The organism is Heliophilum fasciatum, assembly GCF_004341395.1.
GTDB lineage: Bacteria > Bacillota > Desulfitobacteriia > Heliobacteriales > Heliobacteriaceae > Heliophilum > Heliophilum fasciatum.
The window spans coordinates 1-22538 of the sequence record NZ_SLXT01000036.1; the positions used below are offsets into that span (position 1 = coordinate 1).

A 22538-nucleotide genomic window follows, 5' to 3' on the forward strand; every position below is an offset into this window, starting at 1 on the left:
TACGGTTTGCGGCTATTTTCTTGATTAATTTGGAAAAAACACGGTTTCAACGGATACCATACTTGGTTCCATTGGGTTCCTGGACGGACTCTAAGTGGCTTCGAGGCAGTGCCAATTATACAGGCGTGCCGGGTGGCAAGGTTGGGAATACCTGTTTTGGTGGTGGCGACAGCGTCAATGAAGTAATGGCATTAGAACCGGCAGAAGTCAAATCCGGTTCACAAGTAGATGTAGAAGCAGACATTGTAAAAAACTTAGATATTCCTAGATATCATTTGTCTATTGTTAAATATTCTGATTGCGAGTTAACTTCGGTTGAGGATTATCCAATGAGTAAAAGTGGTTTCGTAGTACCAAAGACCCCAGGACTATATTTTTTCTTCATCGAAGTAGATTGGGGAAAGGGAGATAATAGTGTCGGTTATAATTTCAAACTGAAAGTAACTGATTAAGATATTACGGAATAGCAAACATCAATTAGATTCATAATAACGAATGTATTGACAAGCACATTCGTTGTGCTATCTTTGGATTAGGCTTGAATGTTAAGTCAAGAATTGAATAAAAAATAAATAAAGAATTAACTGTAACTCCAGTAGGAAAGCAACGTAATAGCGGTGCCCACGATGGCCCTTAAGAATTGCCGGACTTCATCCCACTTCACCGGGTGAATCTCCGGTTTTTCTTTTTTAGGCAGTTAACAGCGTCAGCAGGGTAAAAAGCGTAGTCAGCGAGGGTACCTGTCGCTATCTATCGCAAAAAAGCAAGAAGGAAAATAAAAGAATTTGTTGAAGTTAAAGCAATGCAAAATTTTTTAAATATTCCAAAGAAATAAGGGGTGAAGATCCATGAATGGAATCCGAAAGACGCTTACCTCAATCGTGGCGGTTTTTATGCTGACTCCAGCGATCGTTACTGCGCCGTTGGAGGGGGGCAGTGGTTGTGCTGATGCGGCCGATGCTACGGTAGTTGTGGCCATGAATCCCGACGCAGAACCATCGCCAGCATCATACGAAAATCAACCGTACCCGGAAGTCGTCACCGGCAGCGACAGGATCTTGCGTACATTGATGACGTTTAACCGGGATCTCGCGCGAATGAGGGTCACAAGCAAACAGTTGGAGCTATTGGACGGCACAAACGGGTATGCGGATCCCGCTGGACACAAGTCTCTTTGGAATATCACCTTAAACGGGGCAGACGGGACGAACAACATCTTTGCGACAGCGACTTTTGACGGTGAGAGAGGGAACCTGATCCGCTTCAACTGGCATGATGAGAGCTGGAAAAGTGACAACTACCCTTCCAAAGCATTAGCCAACCGGCAAGCAAGTTCCTTTTTGCGGTTGCTCTGCGGCGAACAGTTTGACAAGTACCGCCTCAGCGGGGGCGATATCACATCCTACACAGGATCGGGTGATGGCCAGGGAAATGAACGGAAGTATTACTTCCGGACCGTGCAGTTTCAACGACTGATCAATGGGATTCCGTTACTAAACAGCGGATGGACCATCGATGTGGATGCAAATGGGCGCGTCATCAACGCCTACAACAATGATCCAGTAATCATCGATGAAACTTGCTTTCCTTTTCCGGAGGGAATAAAGACGGCAGAGGAAGTCAGCGCGCTCACCGATCGATGGCTACAACTTCGCCTCACCTACATGCCCGCCGATTTCAGCACTGCCTTCTCGCAAACGACAAAAGCTAAGCTTGTCTATGGGGTTGACTTTTTCCTCATTGACGCCAAAACAGGGGAACCGGTACCATCATCGAGTCCTCCAAGAGAGACAATTCGTTTCCAAGGCGCTGATAATTGGGTCATTCGCGATCAAAAGGACGCCCGCAACTGGATGAAAGAGGTGGCTCATCTTAACTCGGATAACCTGGAGATAAGTGTTCAAGCCATACCTGACGACGCATCGACAAAAAAGCAAATCTTGTATAGCGGGTCGAAAGGGAATTCGGCTGGAGCCGGTGTAGGCGATCTCCAAGACACTCATGCAGCCGATGCGAACATACAGATAAGCCTTATGGTAGACAGCGAAACGGGTAAAGTGACCAATTTTTATGTCATGAAAAATGGCATCGATGACAAGCGAGAGCAGAGGATCACGGCGGCGCAAGCACGAAGCCAACTCATCAAGTTTCTGTCGATGGTATTTGGAAAAGGTGAACATCAGGTAGATGTACAACAATACCTGCCGATAGAGCCTCCTGAATGGGTCGATCGCGCGAGACTTCCTCAAGGGATCGCAAATGCAAACATCGATTACAATTATTCAGTAAACCGTAGGCACCAGGGTGTTCAGGATTGGAGTAACATTTCCGTTATGATCGACGGGGAGACGGGAACTGTTCAGGCCTTCTCCCATCAATCGCCGGAACTAACAGACCGCCCCGATCCATCAAAAGCGATTTCTCTGGATAAGGCAAAACAGCTATTCTTACAAAAGGTTCAGCCGCCACAATTGATCTATGAGTGGCCCGAATTCTATGGTCAGCGTTCCCCACAAGCGCACCTTCGTTACATGATTTCGCCTGCTCAACCTATTTTAGGCATCGATGCTATCACAGGGGAAGCGTTTCAAGTCAAGTAACGTGCAAGCAACGGTTATCGGCGTATATGTCAGTGTATACTTCGCCGGATAAACGCAACAAAGCCAGGACAGACATCTCATCCTGGCTTTAACTATTTCCTTACTTTTTAACTCTTCCAAACCCCGTAGGCGTCCCGTTAGGCGTCTACTCCGCCTATGGACATGAACTAAATGTGCCGAATGATATTTATGATTTTCGAGACGATATCTGAAATACAAAAAGAAGTGAATATATGACCGCATATTCCTTTATCGCAACGGACTACGAAATACCTGAGATTGATAATACAAAGAAAAGATTTATTACTGTAAGAGAAGCAATTGCTTTGGGGATAAAACCACATGAACTAGTTCCTTGGGAACGCATGGATAAAGATAGTGAAGTGACGATTGTCGATGATGAAAATGACTTAGATGAACTGGTAATTAAAAAAGAAACGGATTTTGAAAATGACGTGAGATGGTATACAAAAAAGCCTTTTATTTATTCGGTTTATTTCAGATATAGAGAGCATAGAGGCAAACAATTGTTAGAATATCTAAAGGAAAACATAAAGGAAGGGCAACATTTAGAGCTATGGTCAATTTGGCTTGGCGATAAGCAATATATCAAGCCAATCATTTGTGAATATGAGAGAATATCATTAGAATTGATCAAAAAAGTATATACGTGGCAAGTTGGGAATGATAGTATATGCAACTGTGTCGTGTTTGAGAGAAAATTATCAGGTGTCGTGGGATGAGGATTCCTGTAAGTGGAAGTAGATAATTAATCTTACTCTAGGAGGACGAACCATGGAAATACTTCTGTCCATAGCCGCATTTTTTGCTCTCTTTACGGTCATTTTTTATCTGCCTCTTCAGCTACGCAAAATATCCAACCAGCTTGAGGACATTAAAGAACTGTTGAAACAGTAATATAAGGTGTTTGAGATGGATAAGAGAATTAAAGATTTAGTTGATTTTACAAGAGAAAAGTACAGGTTGACAAAATATTATCTACATAGTTGGAGCATTCACCGCAATACTACGATTTTTAATGATACTGTTTATATGCTTGTCATGGAATGGTTTCCGAATCATATTAAAAACTGGAATGATCAAGATCTTAATCCTGAAGGTGTAGCTATTATCGAAATAGACATCCATTCAAGAAAGTTCAAAAGCGTGATTTTCGTTGGAGGAATATCTTATGCTGATGGAATGACGTTTGACTTGAGTAATCAGGATAAAATCATCAAGCGGATCGAAAAGGACACAGGATTGACCTATAGAAAGCAGTTTGAGCTCTTGAAGGAAGAAGAAGGAGAGCTTCATTTCAAAGAATGCATAGATGCTATTGCTGTATCTCCTTCTGGTTCTATTGAGTTGAATCTTGATAAGGATGGGAAACTTACTTTGTTTTCCGTTAGCGGACAATTTCCTTCAAAAGAATTCATTATTAAAGAAGCTTATGTACTTTCATTAGAACAGATAGAAAAGTTAGCAAAGGAACAGTTAAAGCTGATTGAATTTCCAGTCATGGAACAAAAGAAGCTCGTTTCTGCTTTTGCAATAGAAGAAATTTATATAAAAAATGATTGTTCCACATTGCCATTTGAGTTCTTTGTAGATGATAAATCTCGTTTGAAAATGGACAAAGTGATAGAGTGGGATCATCAAATTCAAAAACATTTTCACATGAAAGAAATATTTTTCGTTGAGAATATCACAGTTGAACAAGCATTTCGACGGGAACCACATCCTGATTTGCAACCAATCACAGAGGAAGAAATTGATAAGTGTATCATTGCCATACAAAATTTTTTAAGTCAAGAATATGCTGATGATTCAGGAAAATGGGTATTAAAGTCACTCCATCGAGATATGGGATACATCCATGCAACATTCAAGGTAAAGGAACAGAAAGAATGTGTATTTAATAGAAAAATGAAGCTATTCATTGACTCGAAGACTTATGAAGTGTTGAATTACATGGATAATGAGCCTTTTTTAGAAATCTATCAAGAATTAAAAGAGGCCAATGAAATAAAGGTTACGAAAGAGGAAGCATTTGAGAAACTTAAAAACTTAATTAAGTTGACACCATATTATGTATATGATTTTGAGCAAGGCTACTATGTTATGTGTGGAAAGTTAGATTGTCACCATGCAGTGAAAACCTCTAATGGGGAAGTTGTTGAATTAAGTGAATTGTAATATAGAGTCTGAGGAGGTGAATACTCCGGAGTAAAATGAGCACCTATTCCGGAATATGAGAGCCACAGTTCCAGTAATTTTGAGCCACCCTTCCGGACCAGGGGCCATACCTCAATCAGACACAAACACTGCCTATCGGATTGTCCGTTCTCGTCTGCCGTCCGTCAATGGCAAGGGGCTTCGCCCGCCTCTACGCGTTGCTTCGAGGCCCATTGACTGCCATCAGTCGTGAACGGAGTGCGGCAGTTAGGCAGTGTTAGTTTAGTTGTGTGTTTGTTTGGATCTATGGTTCCGGAAAGGTGGCTTATTTCTCCCGGAGACCTGGCTCAGTTACTGACGGAATGGTGGCTCCCACAGACCGTAATATGCAGAGGAGGGTGTCTCTTGCGATTACAGAACATCTCGTTAGCGATGGTAATCACATTGATTGTTTTTATTATTGGATGTAACTCTTTAACGGAATCATCGATAAACCAAAAAACAACTCCGCCAAGGCCAGTGATCACGTACGAAGGTAACGTTATTCCGGTAGCGCAAGGGTCATATGGATGGAATCATGTTCAAGCCGATTACCCATCGCCAACGATAATCGCTAAAAATATGGAGGCTGTGATTCTTAAACCGGGTGCAAAGTTAAAAATCAGCTTCAGCGATCCGCCGAATGACATTTCCGTGTATCAATGGATCGATGATCCTTTTAATTTCGTAAAATACAATATCGAAAACGATACAATCACTGTTCCAGAGAAAGAAGGATTGTACATATTCGAAATAAAAGGACTTTGGAAAGACGGAGACTCGTCGTATGTTTTAAAAGTGGATATAAAAAATCTCCCCTTATGATGAAGACGAAACAAGGCCAGGACAGACATCTCATCCTGGCTTTAACTATTTCCTCACTCTTTAACTCTTCCAAAGCCCGTAGGCGTCTACTATCGGCCCACGTTTGTTACTGTTCCACCTTCAATCGTTATTGACTTTTTCAATAGGGCCACTACGACCGAAATGTGTCAACTTCATCGAGCATACAGTAAATTTATTGGGAGGTGTATTTGTGTTAAAAAGTATGTTTTATTCATCTGGCTTTTATCATCTTTAATATTGTCAAATTACGCTAATGCAGCTGATATTCTTTTTCGAATGTTACATGCAAATGGAGTGACTTTTAATCAAGATCAAGATGCTTTTATAGTAGGCGTTTTGAAAGATAAGAATAACGATAAATTTGTTGTAGATGTTTTGAAGGTACTAAACGGAAGCGTGAAATCGGATACTTTACTTTTGTCCGATAACTTCAAATATGGATGGGGTCAGGACCAAATAACACCATCAGTTGGTGATTTTTGTGTAATGTCCATTAAAGAGTCGTCGGGGTATTACATTAATGGATTAGGTATCTTTAAGGCGGATTACGGCGATTATAAGAATTTGAAAATATTATCGGAAAATACGGATGTGCCTGGATTATTTGCTGACCTTGCATGTATTGAATGGTACGTAAATTCAGGTGGTTTAGAAAACGATTTTGTCTTCAGTGCTGGAACTGCTTACATAAGACGACCGAACGGTGATGTTGTCCAAATATACCCTAAAATAAATAACAACAGTATAACTATAGACTCATTTGAACCGAAGGATCGGACAATATCTGAAGCAAAACATAGTTCAAGATTGTCTGACCCTAACTTTTCATCGGTTATGATTTTGCTTTTACTAGTTTTCGATGGCTTTATAGACTGGGCCTTTATAACTATCCTTGAGAAGTTAACTAATCATACGTATTCGAAAAGAAAAAAATGGGGCTTAGTTTCGATATGGGTTTTTATTGGGGTAGTTGGTGAAGTCGTTTTTTCTCGGTTTGGCGGTTAACATCGAATTTTTCAGGCCTATCGTTCACTTACAAGTACAGGCGCGGGGCCAACGATCTTGTAGACTTTTTCTTTCACGATGGTATGATCCGGTTGCTTTTTTCGAAAAGTGATCTGATCGTAGCCATCGTCTGTTTTACCTTGAGACGTTTCATAGATGTAGCGATAACCATCCTCAAGTGATTCTCGTGTGCCCAGCCAATAGGGGCAGTTGTTCAGAAAAGCGTCGTCCTTGCTGTATTCGCTGAAGAGCTTGTTGGAAGCATCTACGGGAATGAAAGCAAGTTGTTTCTCTACAGCATTGATTTGAACGGGGGCGATTCTCCCGATGCTTTGAAGGTATTCTCGCGCTTGAGCCTCTTCCTGGCGGACTAGGTCGGAAGAAGCCGTTTCGTCATGAATCAGAGCATCACGGAGTTGTTGTGGAAACATCGCTTTGATGGAACTAGCATAACCTGCGCCATCCATCGGCTCCTTGTAGCTTATAAGACGATAGTTATCCTGAGCATCTTTTTCAAAGGACATGACCGTGGGAATGACACCGGAGCCATTGATTTTTGTGAAAATGCCATTTTCAAATCCAAAGTAACCACCACTGGCGACGCTATAGAGGGTGACGGTGCGATCTTCTTGTGTCATGCCGAGGATGATATGCCCTTCGGCAAGGTGTTCGCCGGGAGGATACATTTTCCTGTGTTCTTTAATGGCATCATGAATCGCTTTTTCAAGGTGTGCTTGCTCTTCCGTTGACAGATTCGCAGGGAATTCAGCAAGGTTGTTGACGATGGGCGATGGAGGTAATGACGATAATGGTAGGTCAGTGAAATAGTATCCGCCAAGGAAAATGAGTGTAAGGGCAAAAAATGAGAGGGAGAGGATTCTTCGATGAAGAAAGCCGGTGCCGGACTTTTGTTTCATATACAAAAGGCTCCCCTTTCCTGTGTAGGGCTTTGTTATGAATCGATATCGTCAAGGATTAGGAGGTTGTCACTTGAGATTACAGAACATCTTGTTAGCGATAGACATCGCATTGTATCAATGGAGAGAGTTTCTCGATCCTGTAAAATACAACATCGAAAACGACGTAATCACTGTTCCGGGAATGATAGACCGACGCACTACTTCAAAATATCGAGTTGCGATGTGGTTTGTCGTCTTTGAGCTTGATGAGCGAAAATTGAATTTTCGCTCATCAATGTCTTTCGTCATCGCTTAACCCTCTTTTGAACTTGTAAAAAAGGTGAAAATCCCCTACGATAATAGGGAGCTCTTGCTTATGGAGACAATTACAAAGAGGGGCGGTTTTTAAGATGGGGAAAATCGGGGAAAACTTTCGTATTGATACGCGTTGGATAGGAGAATACCAATGCTTGATCTTGCAGGGACGATTTGTTTATGGCAATACCGAACAAGTCGTTGCTTTATTAGAAAGCAAGCTTGAAAACGCCAAGGGATATGTCGTTGATGCCAAGGGATTAGAACGGGTTGACAGCACAGGACTCGGGGTGATGGTTTTTCTGGCCCGGGAAGTTCACCGCCGTGGGGCAAGCATGGCTGTGTATATTCCTAACGGTGCTGTGCGGGATCTTTTCTTGATTGCCAAGCTTGATTTGATCTTTCCTCTGACAGGAAGTGTAGAAGAGGCAGCGGAAGTGCTGCGGAGCCAGTTTACCCCGTCGATCACTGTCGCTGACTATTAGTTTGGAACGCTTATTGGAGGTCCGGCGCAAGGGGGGGCATGGCTTGAGCGAGCCGAGATTGGATGTACATATCTGCATGGAAGCGGTGCCGTTGATGATCGATTTGGTCGATGCAGTCTGTACAACGGTTCTGGCGCGTGTGGATTTTGCGCACACACCGTCGTTGGTTTTTGCAATCCACGAGGCGGTGATCAATGCGGTGGAGGCTGTGCAGCATGCTGCGTGCGAGCAAGACCGAATGGTAAGCGTACGGTTACAACGGGAGAATGACAGTATCGTCGTTGAAGTGAAAAACCGTGCAACCGCTAAAGCTGCGCAACTGAACGATTGGTTAACTACGAATAGTTTTTTTGATGTTCTCTGGAAGTCGCACGGACGCGGTCTGTTATTGATTCGTCATATGGTCGACGAACTGGATATCCGTCAGTGTAATGAGGAAGTGATTGTCAGCATGCGCGTCTACGATCAAAAGGAAAAATGAACGGGGCCAAAGGTAAATCATTAAGGTGAATCATGATGAAAAAATCACATATTTTGGTTGTCGATGACGATAAAGTCTTTCGTTGTTTGATAACGAAGATATTGAATCGGGCGGGCTATGCTCATATTTCCACAGCATCGTCTGCGGAAGAGGCATTGGGATTTCTGGGCTTGATTGCTTCCGGTGATCAAAAAGGTCAAAAACCGGAGCCCGTGGATTTAATTTTGATGGATATGTTGATGCCGGGAATGAGCGGAATTGAAATGTGTCGTTGTCTTCAGCAGGATGAGCAATTGCGCTTTTTGCCGGTGATCATGGTTACTGCGGAAGACCGGCGGGAGTATATCCAGGAAGCGTTAGACGGTGGTGCTGTGGATTACATTGTCAAACCGGTGGAGGCAGTTGTGCTTCAGGCACGATTGAGAGTCGCATTACGATTAAAAAAAGAAATGGACCGTCGTATAAGACGGGAGATGGAAATTCAACAACAGTTACATTTAGCTCGTCGATTGCAAGAGGGGTTGATGCCAGGACCATTGTGCAATCCGGAAATAGCTATTACGGGGGCCGCTCTTTATTCAGAGAAGTTGACAGGGGACTTGTATTATTGGGTACAAGTGAGTCCCCTTTGCTACGGGGTGATTTTGGTCGACGTTATGGGCCACGGGATTCCATCAGCTTTGGTCTGCATGTCCATTCGTTCTCTTTTAGCAGGGATTATGACCTATTCACGGGATCCCGGGGAAGTGATCCAAGAATTGAACCGCCATATGGTACAACTCTACCGCAAGCGAACAGGCACGTCGTACTACCTTACGGCAGTTTGTTTATTTGTTGATCTTGAGAAACGGCAGATCACCTGTGTCAGTGCCGGTCATCCGCCGGGTATCTGCTTGATTGATGATGGTGAACCCGTGTTGTTGGAGAGTTCTTGTCCGCCTGTCGGCATGATGCCGGCGGTACCTGTGGTGCGGCGTGGGGCACCCTTAGGGACGGACCGTTATATCCATACACCGCCACTGGTATTGCATTATCAGCACTCAGCAAAAATTTTATTATATACCGATGGACTGGTTGATTATTGCGGTCAATCCTATCAGGAAACGGCCAAGGTTTTAGCACGAGTATTGCATGAGGAGCGCTCGGCTGACGATTTTGTGGATTATATCATGGAACCGATACGGGTTCGGCAGCGGATCACCGATGACATCTCGTTGATAGCGATGAATATTCCAGGCCCGTGATCGCTGTAATTGGATGGGGTAACAGGGAAGGATGCCCTGGTGACAAGGGGAGCAGGGAGGAAAATGATATGCGCCTTGGAACAAAAATTCTTGCGTTTTTGGCAGTGTTAACGGTCGTTGCGATGACGGCGATTTTTATTGTCGTTGTCACTTTACACCAAGTCAATGGTCAGTTTCAAGGGTTTGTCCAACGGGATGTGGCCTATTATTCTCATGTCAAAGAAACTTATGCCCAGGGATTGCAACGAGGTCAAGCTGTGCGTAATCTCATCATTAATCCAAAGGATCAGAAAGCGCAAGATAATTTTGCGAAGGCCTGTAAGGATAACCTGCTGGCGTTCGATCAACTACGTGCCGATGCAGTTACCTATGGGATTCAGGTGGAACTGGCGGAAGCGGAAAAACTGACGGCGGAAGATATTCAGCTACAAGAAAAAATCATCGCTCTAGTTGCGCAGGATCGAATAGCAGCAGAAACCCTGTTGCGTGAGCGGGAGACGCCGGTCTGGCGACAATTCAAGGATCAATATTTTGCAATGGAAGCAAAGGTAAACCAGCAGTTTAGGGCCAAGGGAGAGGAACTGGCGACCATGATTACCGCACGATCGGCAATGACCATGGGCCTGTTCGGCGGGTTCCTCGTCGTGGCGATCGGGGTATTTTTGCTCTTGCGTAAGATGGTCATTGCACCGGTACTTTTACTCAAACGGGAATTGCAAAATTTGGCTGAACGAGGTGGTGATCTTACGCAACAGATCAATGTGGCTAGCAAGGATGAAATCGGTGAGTTGGCCCAGGCTGTCAACCTTTTTCTGAGTAAACTCCGAGAGATGGTGGCAGCGGCGCTGAAGGATGCGGTGAGCGTTGCTTCGGTAGCGGAACAATTGCGGGAAGCGGCGCGGCAGACAGGAGCGGCGACAGCCGATGTGACGGAAACAATTGGGCAAGTTGCCGATGGTGCAACTCGTCAGTCTCATCATGTGACATTGATTCTGGAGAAGATGAATTCCACCGGCGGAGAGGTTCGGGCGAGCCAAACCGAAGTCGCGCGTACGCTGGAAGAAGCGAAAATCACAGCGGCTGAGGCACATAAGGGTCAGCAAGCGATTCAGTCTTCGATTACTCACCTCAATCTGGTCACCCATACGGTTGAATTTGCCACGGATTCGATTCAAAAGCTGGCGCAACGTTCGAACGATATCGGCGATACGGTGACCATAATCACCGAACTTGCGGAGCAGACGAATCTGCTGGCCCTTAACGCTTCCATTGAGGCAGCACGGGCCGGCGAACAGGGGCGTGGTTTTGCGATTGTCGCCGATGAAGTGCGCAAATTGGCGGAGCAGTCCCGAGGAGCGGCGGAGCGGATTACGCGGTTAATTCAGTTAGTACAGTCGGAAACTTCCGTGACGGTACGAACGATGGAAACGAACCTTGCGGCGATACGGCAACAAGTAAACCTGATCGGACAAGGCGGGGAAGCGCTGAAGCAAATCGTCACGCGTGTCGATCGGACTGAAGCGGATATTGAGCAGGTACAGGTACTTTTTCAACAGATTGAAAAGTCAACGGAAGAAGTCCTCAGCGCGATCAAGCAAATTTCCACGACGATTAGCGATGCCGCAGCATCCTCAGAAGAAGTTGCTGCGTCGTCGCAGGAGCAGTTAGCGACGGTGGAAGAGGTTACGGCCAGTGCGGAGCAGTTAGCTGATCTGGCGAAAACGCTCAAGGATAATATGGGACGCTTTCAGGTTTGATTGTTTTTTATGCCGAGTTACTGGGAAAAGCGAATCGTAAAGCGAATAAATCCAAGATTCATAAAACCTACCTTTGATTGAACGAGAAAAGCTAGGTAGGGATTCAGAAAGGGATGGAACAAGAGATGGCAGGACCGTTGACAGGGCTGAGAGTTCTTGATATTTCACGGTTGGCACCAGGACCGTTTTGCACCATGTTACTGGCCGATCTGGGGGCCGATGTAGTTAAGGTGGAGGAGCCGGCGCAGGGTGATTATTTACGCACGCTTTTTCCGCCGATCAATGAACAAAGTCCCATGTTTATTGCGCTCAATCGCAATAAGCGGAGTATGGTGCTTGATTTTAAAAACCCGGACGATTTGCGGAAGTTTGAAGCGCTGGCGGCCAAAAGCGATATCATCGTGGAAGGCTTTCGCCCCGGCGTGGCCGATCGCATCGGCGTGGGCTATAAAAAGATGGCAGCGATCAATCCGGCGATCATCTACTGTTCGATTTCCGGGTATGGTCAAAATGGACCGTATCGCGACCGATCCTGTCATGATTTGAACATCTTGGCGTTGGCAGGCTTGCTGGGGTTGGGGCAACCGAATAAGCAGCAGGATTTGTCCATCTCGGCGATTCCCATGGCCGATCTGGTCAGCGGCATGCTGGGGGCACTGGGGATCTTGGCGGCCGTTCATCACCGGACGAAGACCGGCGAAGGGCAGCTAGTGGATCTGGCCATGCTCGACAGCATTGTGGCGCTGATGGGCCTGAATCTAAGCGAATTCAGTGCCTTGGGGCGGGTTCGTGAGGAGATCACCGGCGGGATGCCTCGGTACCGAGCCTATAAGACCAAAGATGAGCGCTATATGGTCTTGGGGTCGCTGGAAGAGAAGTTCTGGCAAGGGTTCTGTAAGGCAGTGGGACGACCCGATCTGGCTGCCGAGACGGGCGAAGCGTTCACCGATGAGCAGCTAACGGAAGAATTGATCGCGCTTTTTACCCAGAAGACGCAGGCTGAGTGGGTGGAGACTCTGCGCGGGTACGACGTGTGCTGTGATCCGGTGCAGGACCTGGCCGAAGTGATCGCCGATCCGCAGTTGAAGGCGCGCAGCATGGTGATCCATCGTGTACACCCGACGGAAGGAGCGATAGTGGAAGCGGGGATTCCCTTTCATTTTTCGAAGACGCCCTGTGCGCTGGAGCGGCCGTCGCCGCGGAAGGGTGAACATACGGAAGAAGTGCTGGCGGAGTGGTTGGCATAATCAAAAGTTACCGTGCCGCTTAGATTGTGTGAATGAAGGAAATATTTGTATGGCAAAACCCCCGGATCCTTAACTGGATCCGGGGGCTTTGCGTTGATTGCTTATTTGTTATAACGATACAGAACGATACAGCCAAGCAGGTACAATCGCCTTTTACAGGGGCGGGGGAAGTACTTGATGGGGAATGATGCGCCTGTTCCGGTGTTTTGAGTTGATGGTAACATTACCCATTTATTTTCATAGCGTATAGCAAGGTAGGTCAAAAACTTCATAGGGATTACGCGACCGATACAAATGGAATCCAAAATCATTAAGGAGGGAGAACGTCACAGTCATGGTCAATGTATCCTAACAGGCGGCCCCAAAGGGCTCAACCGATTTCGAGTCTAGAAGGCGCTTAAACTCTCACAGTGTAGAATTTAGGCAAAAGGAGTTTTGTCAGTGAGACATTACTACTGCTCGACTTTTAGTAAGGAATATGCTTATAAAGGGCTGTTGCTATATGAATCGATAGAGAAACACGATAAAGAATTTCAATTTTTCATCATCTGTCTAGATGAAGATGTGAAAAAACTGTTTGAGAAAATGAACTTAGCCCACGCTGTCTTGATCAGTATGCAGAGTATCGAGGAAGACGACGGTGAATTGCTTGCCGTAAAAAATACTCGTAACGTCAAGGAGTATATCTGGACATCCAAAGGATCGACATTTTTATACCTGTTTAAGCATTATGAGATTGATCATCTCGTATGGCTCGACGGAGACACCTACTTCTTTGCCGATCCCGAACCGATATTCACAGAATGGGGTCAATACTCGATTATGCTGACCGGTGAGCATTGGTTGGAAGAGCACAAGATCTTGGGGGAAACGAATGGCTTCTTTAATACCGGATTTATGGGTTTCAAAAGAGACGCTCATGCGATGGAATCCATGGTTTGGTTTCGAAAGAAGCTGATCGAATGGTGTTTTGATAAATGGGAAAATGGACTGTGGAGTGACCAAGTATATGTAAATGATTGGCCGGAAAGGTTCCAAAATGTTGGTGTGATAAAAAACATGGGGGTCAATCTTACACCGTATATCATAAATTATCGATTAAAAGAAAGCGTAGTTAATAAGATAGACGATGCTATATTTGTTGATGACGAAAAAATAATTTACTTTCATTTTTACGGATTCAAATATTATGACGGCAATGTCTTCGATATATGCAACTACGTGATGAATTCAAGGGATGAAGTAATTCGTTTGATTTATCCTCCCTATCTTTATGCTGCCAACAATATGATCAATAAAATCCGAGCGATTGATGCAAATCTTGGTCAAGTCAAACCAACAAACAACAACCATATAAGAAATTATTTGAATCTCCAAGCGAACTCCTCGGCCAATCAAGACAAAATCAATATTTGTACAATAATAAGCGAAGAAAATCTGGCCCAAGGATTCGCCATCTATCGCTCGCTAAAAAAGAAAACATCGAATTTTCAACTGTGGGTTTGTTGTATGGATGATGCATCCTATTCCGGATTGCAAACATTAGGAGATGATAATGTTTTCCTAATCCAATTGAAAAATATTGAAGGAAAGCAGCTTTTAAGCATTAAAGATACGCGAACAAGCGATGAGTATCGCCGGACGGTAAAATCGTCATTGATTTTATATATCTTAAAAAATAATTACAATGTAGCTTCCATTATGTATATCGAAGCGGATTCTGCGTATACCGGAGCTGATCCTGTGTATACCGAGATTAATCCTGTGTACGCTGAAGCAAATCCGCTTTTTCTCTGTGATCCCCAATTATTATCGAATGAATTAAAAACGCATTCGGTTGTGCTGTATAAGCGCAATATCTTAGCGGACGAAGAAAAAAAATATGGCCTTTATGATGCCGGATTCATCGGTTTTACAAGAGATCAAGTAGCGTTTCAGTGCTTATATCAATGGAAAAAACAATGTATCGACTGGTGTTTTCATACGGTAGAAGAAGAACGCTGGCTCGATCAAAAGTACCTGGATCAAGTGCCGCAGCTTTTTTCCAACATTAAAATTATGGAGAGTTCCGGAATTCCGGGGGATTCAACCACAAGCGTAACTGAATAAGTGATTTTTCCCCAAAACAGGTCAGCAGTGCAAGAAGCCATGAACATCAAATAAATTGAAAAGACAGGAGCGAAACAAGTCAAACATGAAGGCAGTAATTTTGTGTGGTGGCAAAGGGTTACGCATGAGCAGTGGTTCCGACTATATTTGTAAGCCCCTCGTCAAGGTGGGGGAAATGCCGTTAGTTTGGCATATCATGAACATTTACAAAAAGTTCGGAATCAAACAATTTGTTTTGTGCTTGGGCTATCGTGGAGATGCCATCAAAGAATATTTTATGAATATGGACTGGAAAAACCATACCTTTCGATTAAAGAGAGAAAACAATGCGAAAGACATTGAGATTTTTCATCCGGCCGAAGAATGGGATATCATCTTCGCCGATACAGGCCAGGAAACGATGACCGGTGGAAGAATAAAAAAAATCCAGCCATTCATCGATGAAGATAATTTTATGTTGACCTACGGCGATGCTGTTTCTGATATCAATCTGGATGATCTACTCCGCTTTCACCAAGAAAAAGGAAAAATTGCGACCGTGACCGGGAGCCGAGCACGATCGGGCTACGGGATCATGAAACTGCAGAATGATATTGCCGTGGATTTTCAAGAGAAGCCCATCCTTGAGGGATGGATCAATGCGGGCTTTTTTGTACTTAATAAAAAAGTCTTTGATTATATCAGCGACGATGACCGCTGCGTGTGGGAAGAAGAGCCGCTCAGACGCCTCGTTCAAGATCAAGAATTAGCCGTATACCAGCACGCGGGGTTTTGGCAGTCTGTTGATTCAGTGAAAGATCTTCAGGCCATCAACGAGTTATGGAATCAAAACATCCGGCCCTGGGTGTAGGGGTGTGTCTTGGGAACAAATCGGACACAGCGGAGGTTAAATTGATTGAAGAATCAGAAAGTTCTTGTTACCGGAGCGAACGGTTTCATCGGTGCTCATCTTGCGCGGAGACTGGTACAAGAAAATGCCCAGGTAGCTGTTTCCGTGAGGGAATCATCCGATGTATGGCGACTCGATGAAATCAAAGCGGATATTGATATTCACAAGGTGGATTTACGCGATTTTTCTGCCGTGGAAAACTGCATAAAACAAACGAAACCGGATTTTATTTTCCATGTTGGCGCTTATGGTGTTGATTCCCGACAAAAAGAATACCTGACGGCGGCGAACACCAATATCATCGGCACCATGAACATGATCAATGCTACCAAAAGTACGGGTTGCAAGAAATTCATTAACGTAGGCACTTGTATGGAATACGGTGATAAGCAGGAAATCATCCGGGAAGATGCTCACTTAGAACCGGACAGTATTTACGGAAGCACCAAAGCGTCAGCGACAATCATTGCTCATCAGATCGCCGCCGAGCATCATATCGACATTGTTACGCTGCGGCCCTTTGGGATCTTTGGCGAAAAAGAAGGCACCCATAAATTCTTTCCCTATATTATTCTATCGATTCTGGAAGGCAAAGAGGTTCATTTAACACCCTGTGAGCAATATCGCGATTATTGCTATATTGAAAATATCATGGATGGGTTTATTTTAGCTGCCCAAAATGAAAGCGTAAAAAATGAGATCTTTAATATTGGCAGCGGTGAAGTCCGTAAATTAAAAGTTTATGTAGATATGATCTACAAGGAAATGGGGATAAGCCAACGTCCCCAATACGGGGCATTGGCTTATCGAAAAAATGAAGTTTGGAAACAGCAACCGGACACATCGAAGATCAGAAATGCCCTTGCATGGCAACCGAAGGTCGACCTTACCGAAGGGATTGCCAGAACGGTTCGCTGGTATCAAGCCAACAAAAATAAATTTATCGGAACAGGTAGGTGAACGTGTTGCTGAAAGAAAGCAACGTTATTCAAGAAGATGTCAAAGCGATCAGCAATGATCTGGTTCAGGAGTTAAAAAAAGCAGAAGGCTCCACGTGGCTCATCAGTGGCGGTGGCGGTTTTCTCGGTGGCTATTTTCTGGATGTGATCGACTATTGCAATCAAAACGTATTTACGAAGCCTTGCCACGTTATCTGTGTAGAGAATTATATATCGGCAGCGCCGGACCGGATCAGTCACCTTACGGCCAATCAAAACTTTGAAATCATTAATCAAGATATTGCGAAACCGCTGACGATTTCCCGTGACGTTGATTATATCGTTCATGCCGCCAGTATCGCATCGCCGACCTTCTATCGCCAGTATCCCATCGAGACGATCGAGACGAATGTGTGGGGGCTTAAAAATCTACTGGATTTAGGAAAAAGCCAAAAGGTCAAAAGCTTTTTGTTCTTTTCCACGAGTGAAATCTACGGCAACCCGTCACCGGAATACATTCCCACGCCGGAAAGCTACAATGGCAACGTTTCCTGTACGGGTCCCAGGGCTTGTTATGATGAATCCAAAAGGCTTGGCGAAACGTTGTGTGTGAATTATCATCAGCAACACGGGTTACCCGTTAAAGTAGCCCGACCCTTTAATGTGTACGGTCCGGGACTGAAGATTGATGACAAAAGAGTCATACCGGACTTTTTCAACGATGCACTGTACAAGAAGAAAATATCCATTTTAAGCAACGGAAGCCCGACCCGCAGCTTTTGTTATATCAGCGATGCCATCAAGGGCTTTTTGTTAGCGCTGTTATCGGATCATCACGGTGAAGCGTTCAATATCGGTAACGATGAAGTGGAGATTTCGATGCAAGGCCTGGCACAACGTATCGCCCGTATCGTAGGCGGGGTAGAAATCGAATATCGGCAAAGTGATGAAGCGAATTATCTTACCGATAATCCCCAGCGGAGATGCCCCGACCTGACCAAATCAAAAGCGTTATTAGGCTACGCTCCGAAAGTCAACCTCGACGAGGGGCTGGGACGGTTATTGGCATGGTACAAACAAATTTACAATCTATAGGAGTTTGTGGCCGATGAAAATTTCAATCATTGGAACCGGATACGTGGGCCTTGTATCGGGCGTGTGTTTAGCGGCAAGGGGCCACCAGGTCACCTGTATCGACAAACGAACCGAAATCATCGATCAAATCAATCGTCAGGAAACGCCGATTTTTGAACCGGGCCTGGAGGAACTGTTAAAAGAGGTCATCGCGAAAGGAACCTTTATCGCTTCGACCGATCTAAGAAGTGCCGTGATGAATACGGATATCTCGCTCATCGCCGTAGGCACCCCTTTTGGCAATGGGAAAATCGATCTGACGTATATTGAAAATTCAGCACGAGAAATCGGCGAGATCTTGAAGGAAAAAGCACAATATCATGTGGTTTGTGTCAAGAGCACCGTTGTTCCTACCACCACAGACACCTTGGTAAGACAGGTGCTGGAAGCTTCGTCCGGGAAACGGGCAGGCGAATTCGGATTGGCCATGAATCCTGAATTCCTGCGTGAAGGCAAAGCCGTAGAAGACTTTATGTACCCCGACAGAATTGTCCTCGGCGCTTATGATCAACAAAGTTTTGAAGTCATGAAAAAGGTGTATGACGGTATTTTTGATGCACCGATCATTAAAGTAAATTTACGAACGGCAGAAATGATTAAGTATACGGCCAATGCGCTTCTGGCCACGCTCATCTCCTATTCCAACGAGATTGCCCTGATCTGCGAAAACGTTGGAAGTGTAGATGTCAAAGACGTGTTAGAAGGGGTTACCTTAGACAAAAGGTTCAACCCAGTCATCGGGAACCAATTGATCAACCCTGAAATGATCAGTTATTTACGAGCGGGCTGTGGCTTCGGCGGAAGTTGCTTCCCCAAAGACGTAAAAGCATTGGCTTCTTTCAGTGAGGATTTAGGATATGCTCCGCGGATGATTCAAACGACGTTGGATATCAATGAAACCCAACCGGTCAGGATCGTGGAACGACTGGAAGCAACGTTGGGAACCTTAGCCAACAAAAAAATCGCCTTATTGGGCCTTGCGTTTAAACCGGATACCGATGACATTCGCGAGTCTCCCAGCCTGATCATCATCCGAGAACTTTTAAACCGTCAAGCCCAGGTGTATGCTGTCGATCCGATCGCGATTGAAAATACCAAAAAAGTAGTTGGCGAGAATGGGATGCTCCTGTACGCCGATGATTATCAACAGGCGCTTCAAGATGCCGATGCGGTGATCCTGGTGACTTCGTGGGCGGATTTTGCCAAGATCGCTCCCGATGAATTTGTGAAATTAATGAAAACTCCGGTCGTCGCCGATGGCCGCAGAATTTTTGATAAGAATGTCCTCGAGGCAGCAGGCGTACAGTATTTGGGTGTAGGCCTCGCCTAACGACGAGGCTTCGTGAACAACAGTCCTAAACGGCGAGGCCTAAACGACAGTGCCTAAACGGTGAGGTGTGAATTATAGAAAGGAAATCTTTGATCATGGAAAAAGGTTTTGAATTCTTGTCGATTCAACCTTTTGAAGATAAGCGTGGAAGCCTTAAAAAAATCGTAATGAAAAGCCAACTCCACGAAAATGAACACATCGAAGAGGTTTACGTGCTCTATTCGGAAAAAGAAAGTGTCAGGGGTAATCATTATCACAAAAAAACAATTGAATTTTTCACAGTTGTCAGCGGAATTGCAAAGGTGGCGCTACAGAATTTAACCACAGGGGAAAAGGAAGAAAGATCTATTTCAGCAAGCGATAACTTGGTAATGAAGGTTCCGCCTTATGTAGTACACGGTTTCAAAAATGAAGGAGACCAACCGCTAATTATCCTGGCCCTGTCGTCAAAGGAATACAACCGACTTGATACTGATACCTTTGCAGTGAACATTTTGGAATAAATGCGATGCGAAAAGCCCCGATCGCCAATGTGATCGGGGCTTTTTCTGGTTAACCGTGTTTTTTTTATTCCCTGAATCTATGTAATAGGCATTACTTTGCCCGGCAAATTTGCTGGATTTCAACCTCATGGGTAATGACCTTATAGGACAGTTTTAATAAAACGGTGCTACGGTCAGGCTGTGCTGAAAATAGATCTTGCTTTTTTGGCATCCCTACATCAATGGCATCGAATTTTTGGGAAACCATTGCAATGAGTTGGTCAAAGCGGTCATTCATTTTCATTTCAAGATGGTCTAATTTGTCTAAACTCGAAAAGTGCTGTAGCTCGTCTTTTATAATACTAAGCTTTTTCGGCATCAAGTTTTGGAATTTTTCATTTACCAATTTTCAAACACTCCTTAATCGACCATTACTGCCAAAAAGAAGCAGCACACATTGCATAGCATACCACTGATGCAGGTTCTTGAAAAGACGGGATCGGACAATAAAAAAGAAAAAGCCAAGCATCATGATACCCTGGTCGGACGTGAGAAAAGAATCGAATGAAGCATACGAAAGCAAAAAGGCGTAGCAAAAAGAGAGATGTTAAGAAATCGTAATCTTCTCTTCCGCTATCGTTGCAAATCCGCTATAATAAGCGAGACAAATACCACAGTTCCGTGACCGTGGTTAAATACTCATCCAGAGAGGTGGAGGGAAAGGGCCCGATGAAACCCGGCAACCCGTCCTCATGCTGCTGTAAAGCAGCCGAGGTCATGGTGCCAATTCCTTCAGGACACGTGTTGGTGTCCTGGCAGATGAGAGGTGATCAGCATCTACGCCCCTCTTTCTGTTTGAGAGGGGCTTTATTTTGTGTGACGATTGCCAAAGACGGTTTCCTTACGGGAGGTAGATTATGAACTGGGTACAACCGAAGACCTTTACGTTTGCGACGCCGCCGGAACTGTTTGTGTTGGAGTCCGGTCAACGGCTCGGGCCAATCACGGTCACCTATGAGACGTATGGACGGCTCAACGAAGCGCGCAGCAATGCCATCTTGATCGCCCATGCCTTGACTGGTGAGCAGCATGCTGCCGGTCGTCACCATCCCAGCGATAAGGTGCCGGGGTGGTGGGATGAATTAATCGGTCCAGGCAAGCCTTTTGATACGAACCGGTTTTTTATCATTTGCTCCAATGTGCTTGGCGGCTGTCAAGGAACTACGGGACCATCCAGCATTGATCCGGCCACCGGGCGGCCGTACGGTATGCGCTTTCCTGTATATACGGTACGAGACATGGTCCGCGTGCAGCGGGAGTTGATCGCCCACTTGGGCATTGATCGTCTCTTGCTGGTGGCCGGTGGTTCCATGGGCGGTATGCAGGTGATGGAGTGGGGCGTGACGTACCCGGAACTGGTCGACGGGCTGTTGCCGATCGCCACTTGCGGGCGGATGAGTGCCATGAACATCGCTTTTAATGAGATCATGCGCCAGACGATCATGCTTGATCCGGCGTGGCAGCAAGGAAACTATGAACCGGGCAAAGGCCCGGCGGTCGGGTTGGCAATTGCGCGCATGTTGGGCATGGTAACTTACCGCAGCGATCATGTGTTTACGGAGCGATTTGGACGGCGCATTATGGATATGCGACCGGACGTGTACTACCGGATGGAAAACCGCTTTGAGATCGAAAACTATCTGCATTACCAGGGTGAAAAGCTGGTGAAGCGCTTTGATGCCAATACATACTTGTATCTGTGCAAAGCGATGGACTTGTGTGATATCGGCCATGGACGTGGTGGGATGCAAGCGGCCCTAGCGCGGATTCAGGCGCACACGTTGTTTATCGGTGTTGATTCGGATTGGCTATACCCGCCGTCTTATATGATTGAAATGGCTGAGGAAATGGGGCGCTTAGGTGGCCGTGCTGATTATTGGGAGTTAGCGAGCCCTCATGGTCATGATGCCTTTTTGATCGAGTTTGAGCGGATGCGCCCGGTGGTGGCGTCGTTTGTGCAAAGGCTGGCGGCGGAACGTGGGTGCCCGTAGTAATTGTGAGCCTGGATCCTTGATGGATCTGGGCTTTTTGCTCGATTACGGCACTTCGTGCGATGGATAAGTGGCACTTCGTGCGATGGAGCAACAGAAGAGGTTGTTGATTGATTCCCTTGCTTTCTGCTGATTTGTTGTGAAACTTGAACAATTGGTTGAAATGACCTCTTGCTAAGTCGTGGCTGGCCTGATAAAATACATAACTGTCGCCGCTGCAAAGCGGTTACAAGATTGTACATCGGACGGTTTACTTTGTGGAACTGCACAAACAACATGTGATTTCAGTTTTCATAAGGTGTTTTGGCAAGATGAATAATTGCTTAAAAATACCGGTTGATTCAAAAAGTAAAACGTGATAAGATACCTCTTGTGCCGCGAAAACAGGTAAAACTGGTTACGCAAAACGGCGCGAACTTGGTCCTTGAAAATCAAACAGTTGGAAAAAGCGTGATAACCTTTAATTCATTTATTCCAGTTAGTAAGTAAACGAGCTTGACTCGAACACT

The 22538-nt window shown here is 45.1% G+C and carries 22 protein-coding genes and 1 riboswitch; of the genes, 20 read left to right on the plus strand and 2 right to left on the minus strand.

Features of this window, described 5'->3' with window-relative positions:
- The 7 genes from EDD73_RS14965 to EDD73_RS13340 all read left to right on the plus strand — a co-directional run.
- The coding region (locus EDD73_RS14965) for a hypothetical protein (RefSeq protein WP_165876522.1) at positions 1–452 on the plus strand (452 nt) is incomplete at its 5' end.
- Between the two features lie 396 nt (positions 453–848).
- Positions 849–2600: a YcdB/YcdC domain-containing protein gene (locus tag EDD73_RS13320; RefSeq protein ID WP_131920723.1), complete on the plus strand. Its 1752-nt coding sequence runs from the start codon at positions 849–851 to the stop codon at positions 2598–2600.
- A gap of 233 nt (positions 2601–2833) precedes the next feature.
- The gene (locus tag EDD73_RS13325; RefSeq protein WP_207668892.1) at positions 2834–3343 is read left to right on the plus strand and encodes a hypothetical protein; all 510 of its coding nucleotides are present in this window, start codon (positions 2834–2836) and stop codon (positions 3341–3343) included.
- 52 nt (positions 3344–3395) lie between these two features.
- Complete coding sequence (locus EDD73_RS15495) at positions 3396–3518, plus strand: hypothetical protein (RefSeq protein WP_264672940.1); 123 nt, start codon at positions 3396–3398, stop codon at positions 3516–3518.
- Between the two features lie 15 nt (positions 3519–3533).
- Positions 3534–4799 carry a hypothetical protein gene (locus tag EDD73_RS13330; protein ID WP_207668893.1) on the plus strand — a complete coding sequence of 422 codons (1266 nt, stop codon included), beginning with the start codon at positions 3534–3536 and terminating at the stop codon, positions 4797–4799.
- 384 nt (positions 4800–5183) lie between these two features.
- The gene (locus EDD73_RS13335) at positions 5184–5642 is read left to right on the plus strand and encodes a hypothetical protein (protein WP_131920725.1); all 459 of its coding nucleotides are present in this window, start codon (positions 5184–5186) and stop codon (positions 5640–5642) included.
- A 297-nt stretch (positions 5643–5939) separates the two neighbouring features.
- A complete protein-coding gene (locus tag EDD73_RS13340; protein ID WP_131920727.1) occupies positions 5940–6668 on the plus strand; it encodes a hypothetical protein in 729 nt (242 codons plus the stop codon).
- A gap of 17 nt (positions 6669–6685) precedes the next feature.
- On the opposite strand, the gene EDD73_RS13345 is transcribed toward EDD73_RS13340, so the two are convergent.
- Positions 6686–7585 (minus strand): hypothetical protein, encoded by a 900-nt coding sequence (locus EDD73_RS13345; RefSeq protein WP_243116932.1) that lies wholly within the window; start codon positions 7583–7585, stop codon positions 6686–6688.
- Positions 7586–7658: 73 nt separating this feature from the next.
- Here EDD73_RS13345 and EDD73_RS13350 point away from each other — a divergent pair, with 73 nt between their 5' ends.
- From EDD73_RS13350 to EDD73_RS13405, 12 genes are all read left to right on the plus strand, one after another.
- The gene (locus EDD73_RS13350; RefSeq protein ID WP_131920729.1) at positions 7659–7883 is read left to right on the plus strand and encodes a hypothetical protein; all 225 of its coding nucleotides are present in this window, start codon (positions 7659–7661) and stop codon (positions 7881–7883) included.
- 94 nt (positions 7884–7977) lie between these two features.
- Positions 7978–8367 (plus strand): STAS domain-containing protein, encoded by a 390-nt coding sequence (locus EDD73_RS13355; RefSeq protein ID WP_131920731.1) that lies wholly within the window; start codon positions 7978–7980, stop codon positions 8365–8367.
- 43 nt (positions 8368–8410) lie between these two features.
- Positions 8411–8848: an ATP-binding protein gene (locus tag EDD73_RS13360; protein ID WP_131920733.1), complete on the plus strand. Its 438-nt coding sequence runs from the start codon at positions 8411–8413 to the stop codon at positions 8846–8848.
- Between the two features lie 35 nt (positions 8849–8883).
- Positions 8884–10092 (plus strand): PP2C family protein-serine/threonine phosphatase, encoded by a 1209-nt coding sequence (locus EDD73_RS13365; protein ID WP_165876523.1) that lies wholly within the window; start codon positions 8884–8886, stop codon positions 10090–10092.
- A gap of 68 nt (positions 10093–10160) precedes the next feature.
- Entirely contained in the window at positions 10161–11849 is a 1689-nt protein-coding gene (locus tag EDD73_RS13370) for a methyl-accepting chemotaxis protein (protein WP_131920738.1), read from the plus strand.
- A gap of 125 nt (positions 11850–11974) precedes the next feature.
- A complete protein-coding gene (locus EDD73_RS13375; RefSeq protein WP_165876524.1) occupies positions 11975–13096 on the plus strand; it encodes a CaiB/BaiF CoA transferase family protein in 1122 nt (373 codons plus the stop codon).
- 441 nt (positions 13097–13537) lie between these two features.
- On the plus strand, positions 13538–15205 hold the full coding sequence (locus EDD73_RS13380) for a hypothetical protein (protein WP_131920743.1): 1668 nt from the start codon (positions 13538–13540) through the stop codon (positions 15203–15205).
- An 85-nt stretch (positions 15206–15290) separates the two neighbouring features.
- Positions 15291–16055 (plus strand): sugar phosphate nucleotidyltransferase, encoded by a 765-nt coding sequence (locus tag EDD73_RS13385; RefSeq protein WP_131920745.1) that lies wholly within the window; start codon positions 15291–15293, stop codon positions 16053–16055.
- 45 nt (positions 16056–16100) lie between these two features.
- A complete protein-coding gene (locus tag EDD73_RS13390; RefSeq protein WP_131920747.1) occupies positions 16101–17054 on the plus strand; it encodes an NAD-dependent epimerase/dehydratase family protein in 954 nt (317 codons plus the stop codon).
- Between the two features lie 2 nt (positions 17055–17056).
- Positions 17057–18127 carry an NAD-dependent epimerase/dehydratase family protein gene (locus EDD73_RS13395; RefSeq protein WP_207668894.1) on the plus strand — a complete coding sequence of 357 codons (1071 nt, stop codon included), beginning with the start codon at positions 17057–17059 and terminating at the stop codon, positions 18125–18127.
- A 13-nt stretch (positions 18128–18140) separates the two neighbouring features.
- Positions 18141–19496, plus strand: coding sequence for a UDP-glucose dehydrogenase family protein (locus EDD73_RS13400; protein ID WP_131920749.1), 1356 nt, complete (start codon positions 18141–18143; stop codon positions 19494–19496).
- A 95-nt stretch (positions 19497–19591) separates the two neighbouring features.
- Complete coding sequence (locus tag EDD73_RS13405; protein ID WP_131920751.1) at positions 19592–19999, plus strand: polysaccharide biosynthesis C-terminal domain-containing protein; 408 nt, start codon at positions 19592–19594, stop codon at positions 19997–19999.
- Positions 20000–20090: 91 nt separating this feature from the next.
- Here the strand turns inward: EDD73_RS13405 and EDD73_RS13410 are convergent, their stop codons facing one another.
- Positions 20091–20384 carry a hypothetical protein gene (locus tag EDD73_RS13410; RefSeq protein WP_131920753.1) on the minus strand — a complete coding sequence of 98 codons (294 nt, stop codon included), beginning with the start codon at positions 20382–20384 and terminating at the stop codon, positions 20091–20093.
- Positions 20385–20674: 290 nt separating this feature from the next.
- A riboswitch (SAM riboswitch) is annotated at positions 20675–20804 on the plus strand.
- A 91-nt stretch (positions 20805–20895) separates the two neighbouring features.
- On the opposite strand from EDD73_RS13410, the gene metX reads away from it, so the two are divergent.
- Positions 20896–22029, plus strand: a complete 1134-nt coding sequence (metX, locus tag EDD73_RS13415) for a homoserine O-acetyltransferase MetX (protein ID WP_131920755.1) — start codon at positions 20896–20898, stop codon at positions 22027–22029.
- The last annotated feature ends 509 nt before the right edge of the window (positions 22030–22538 follow it).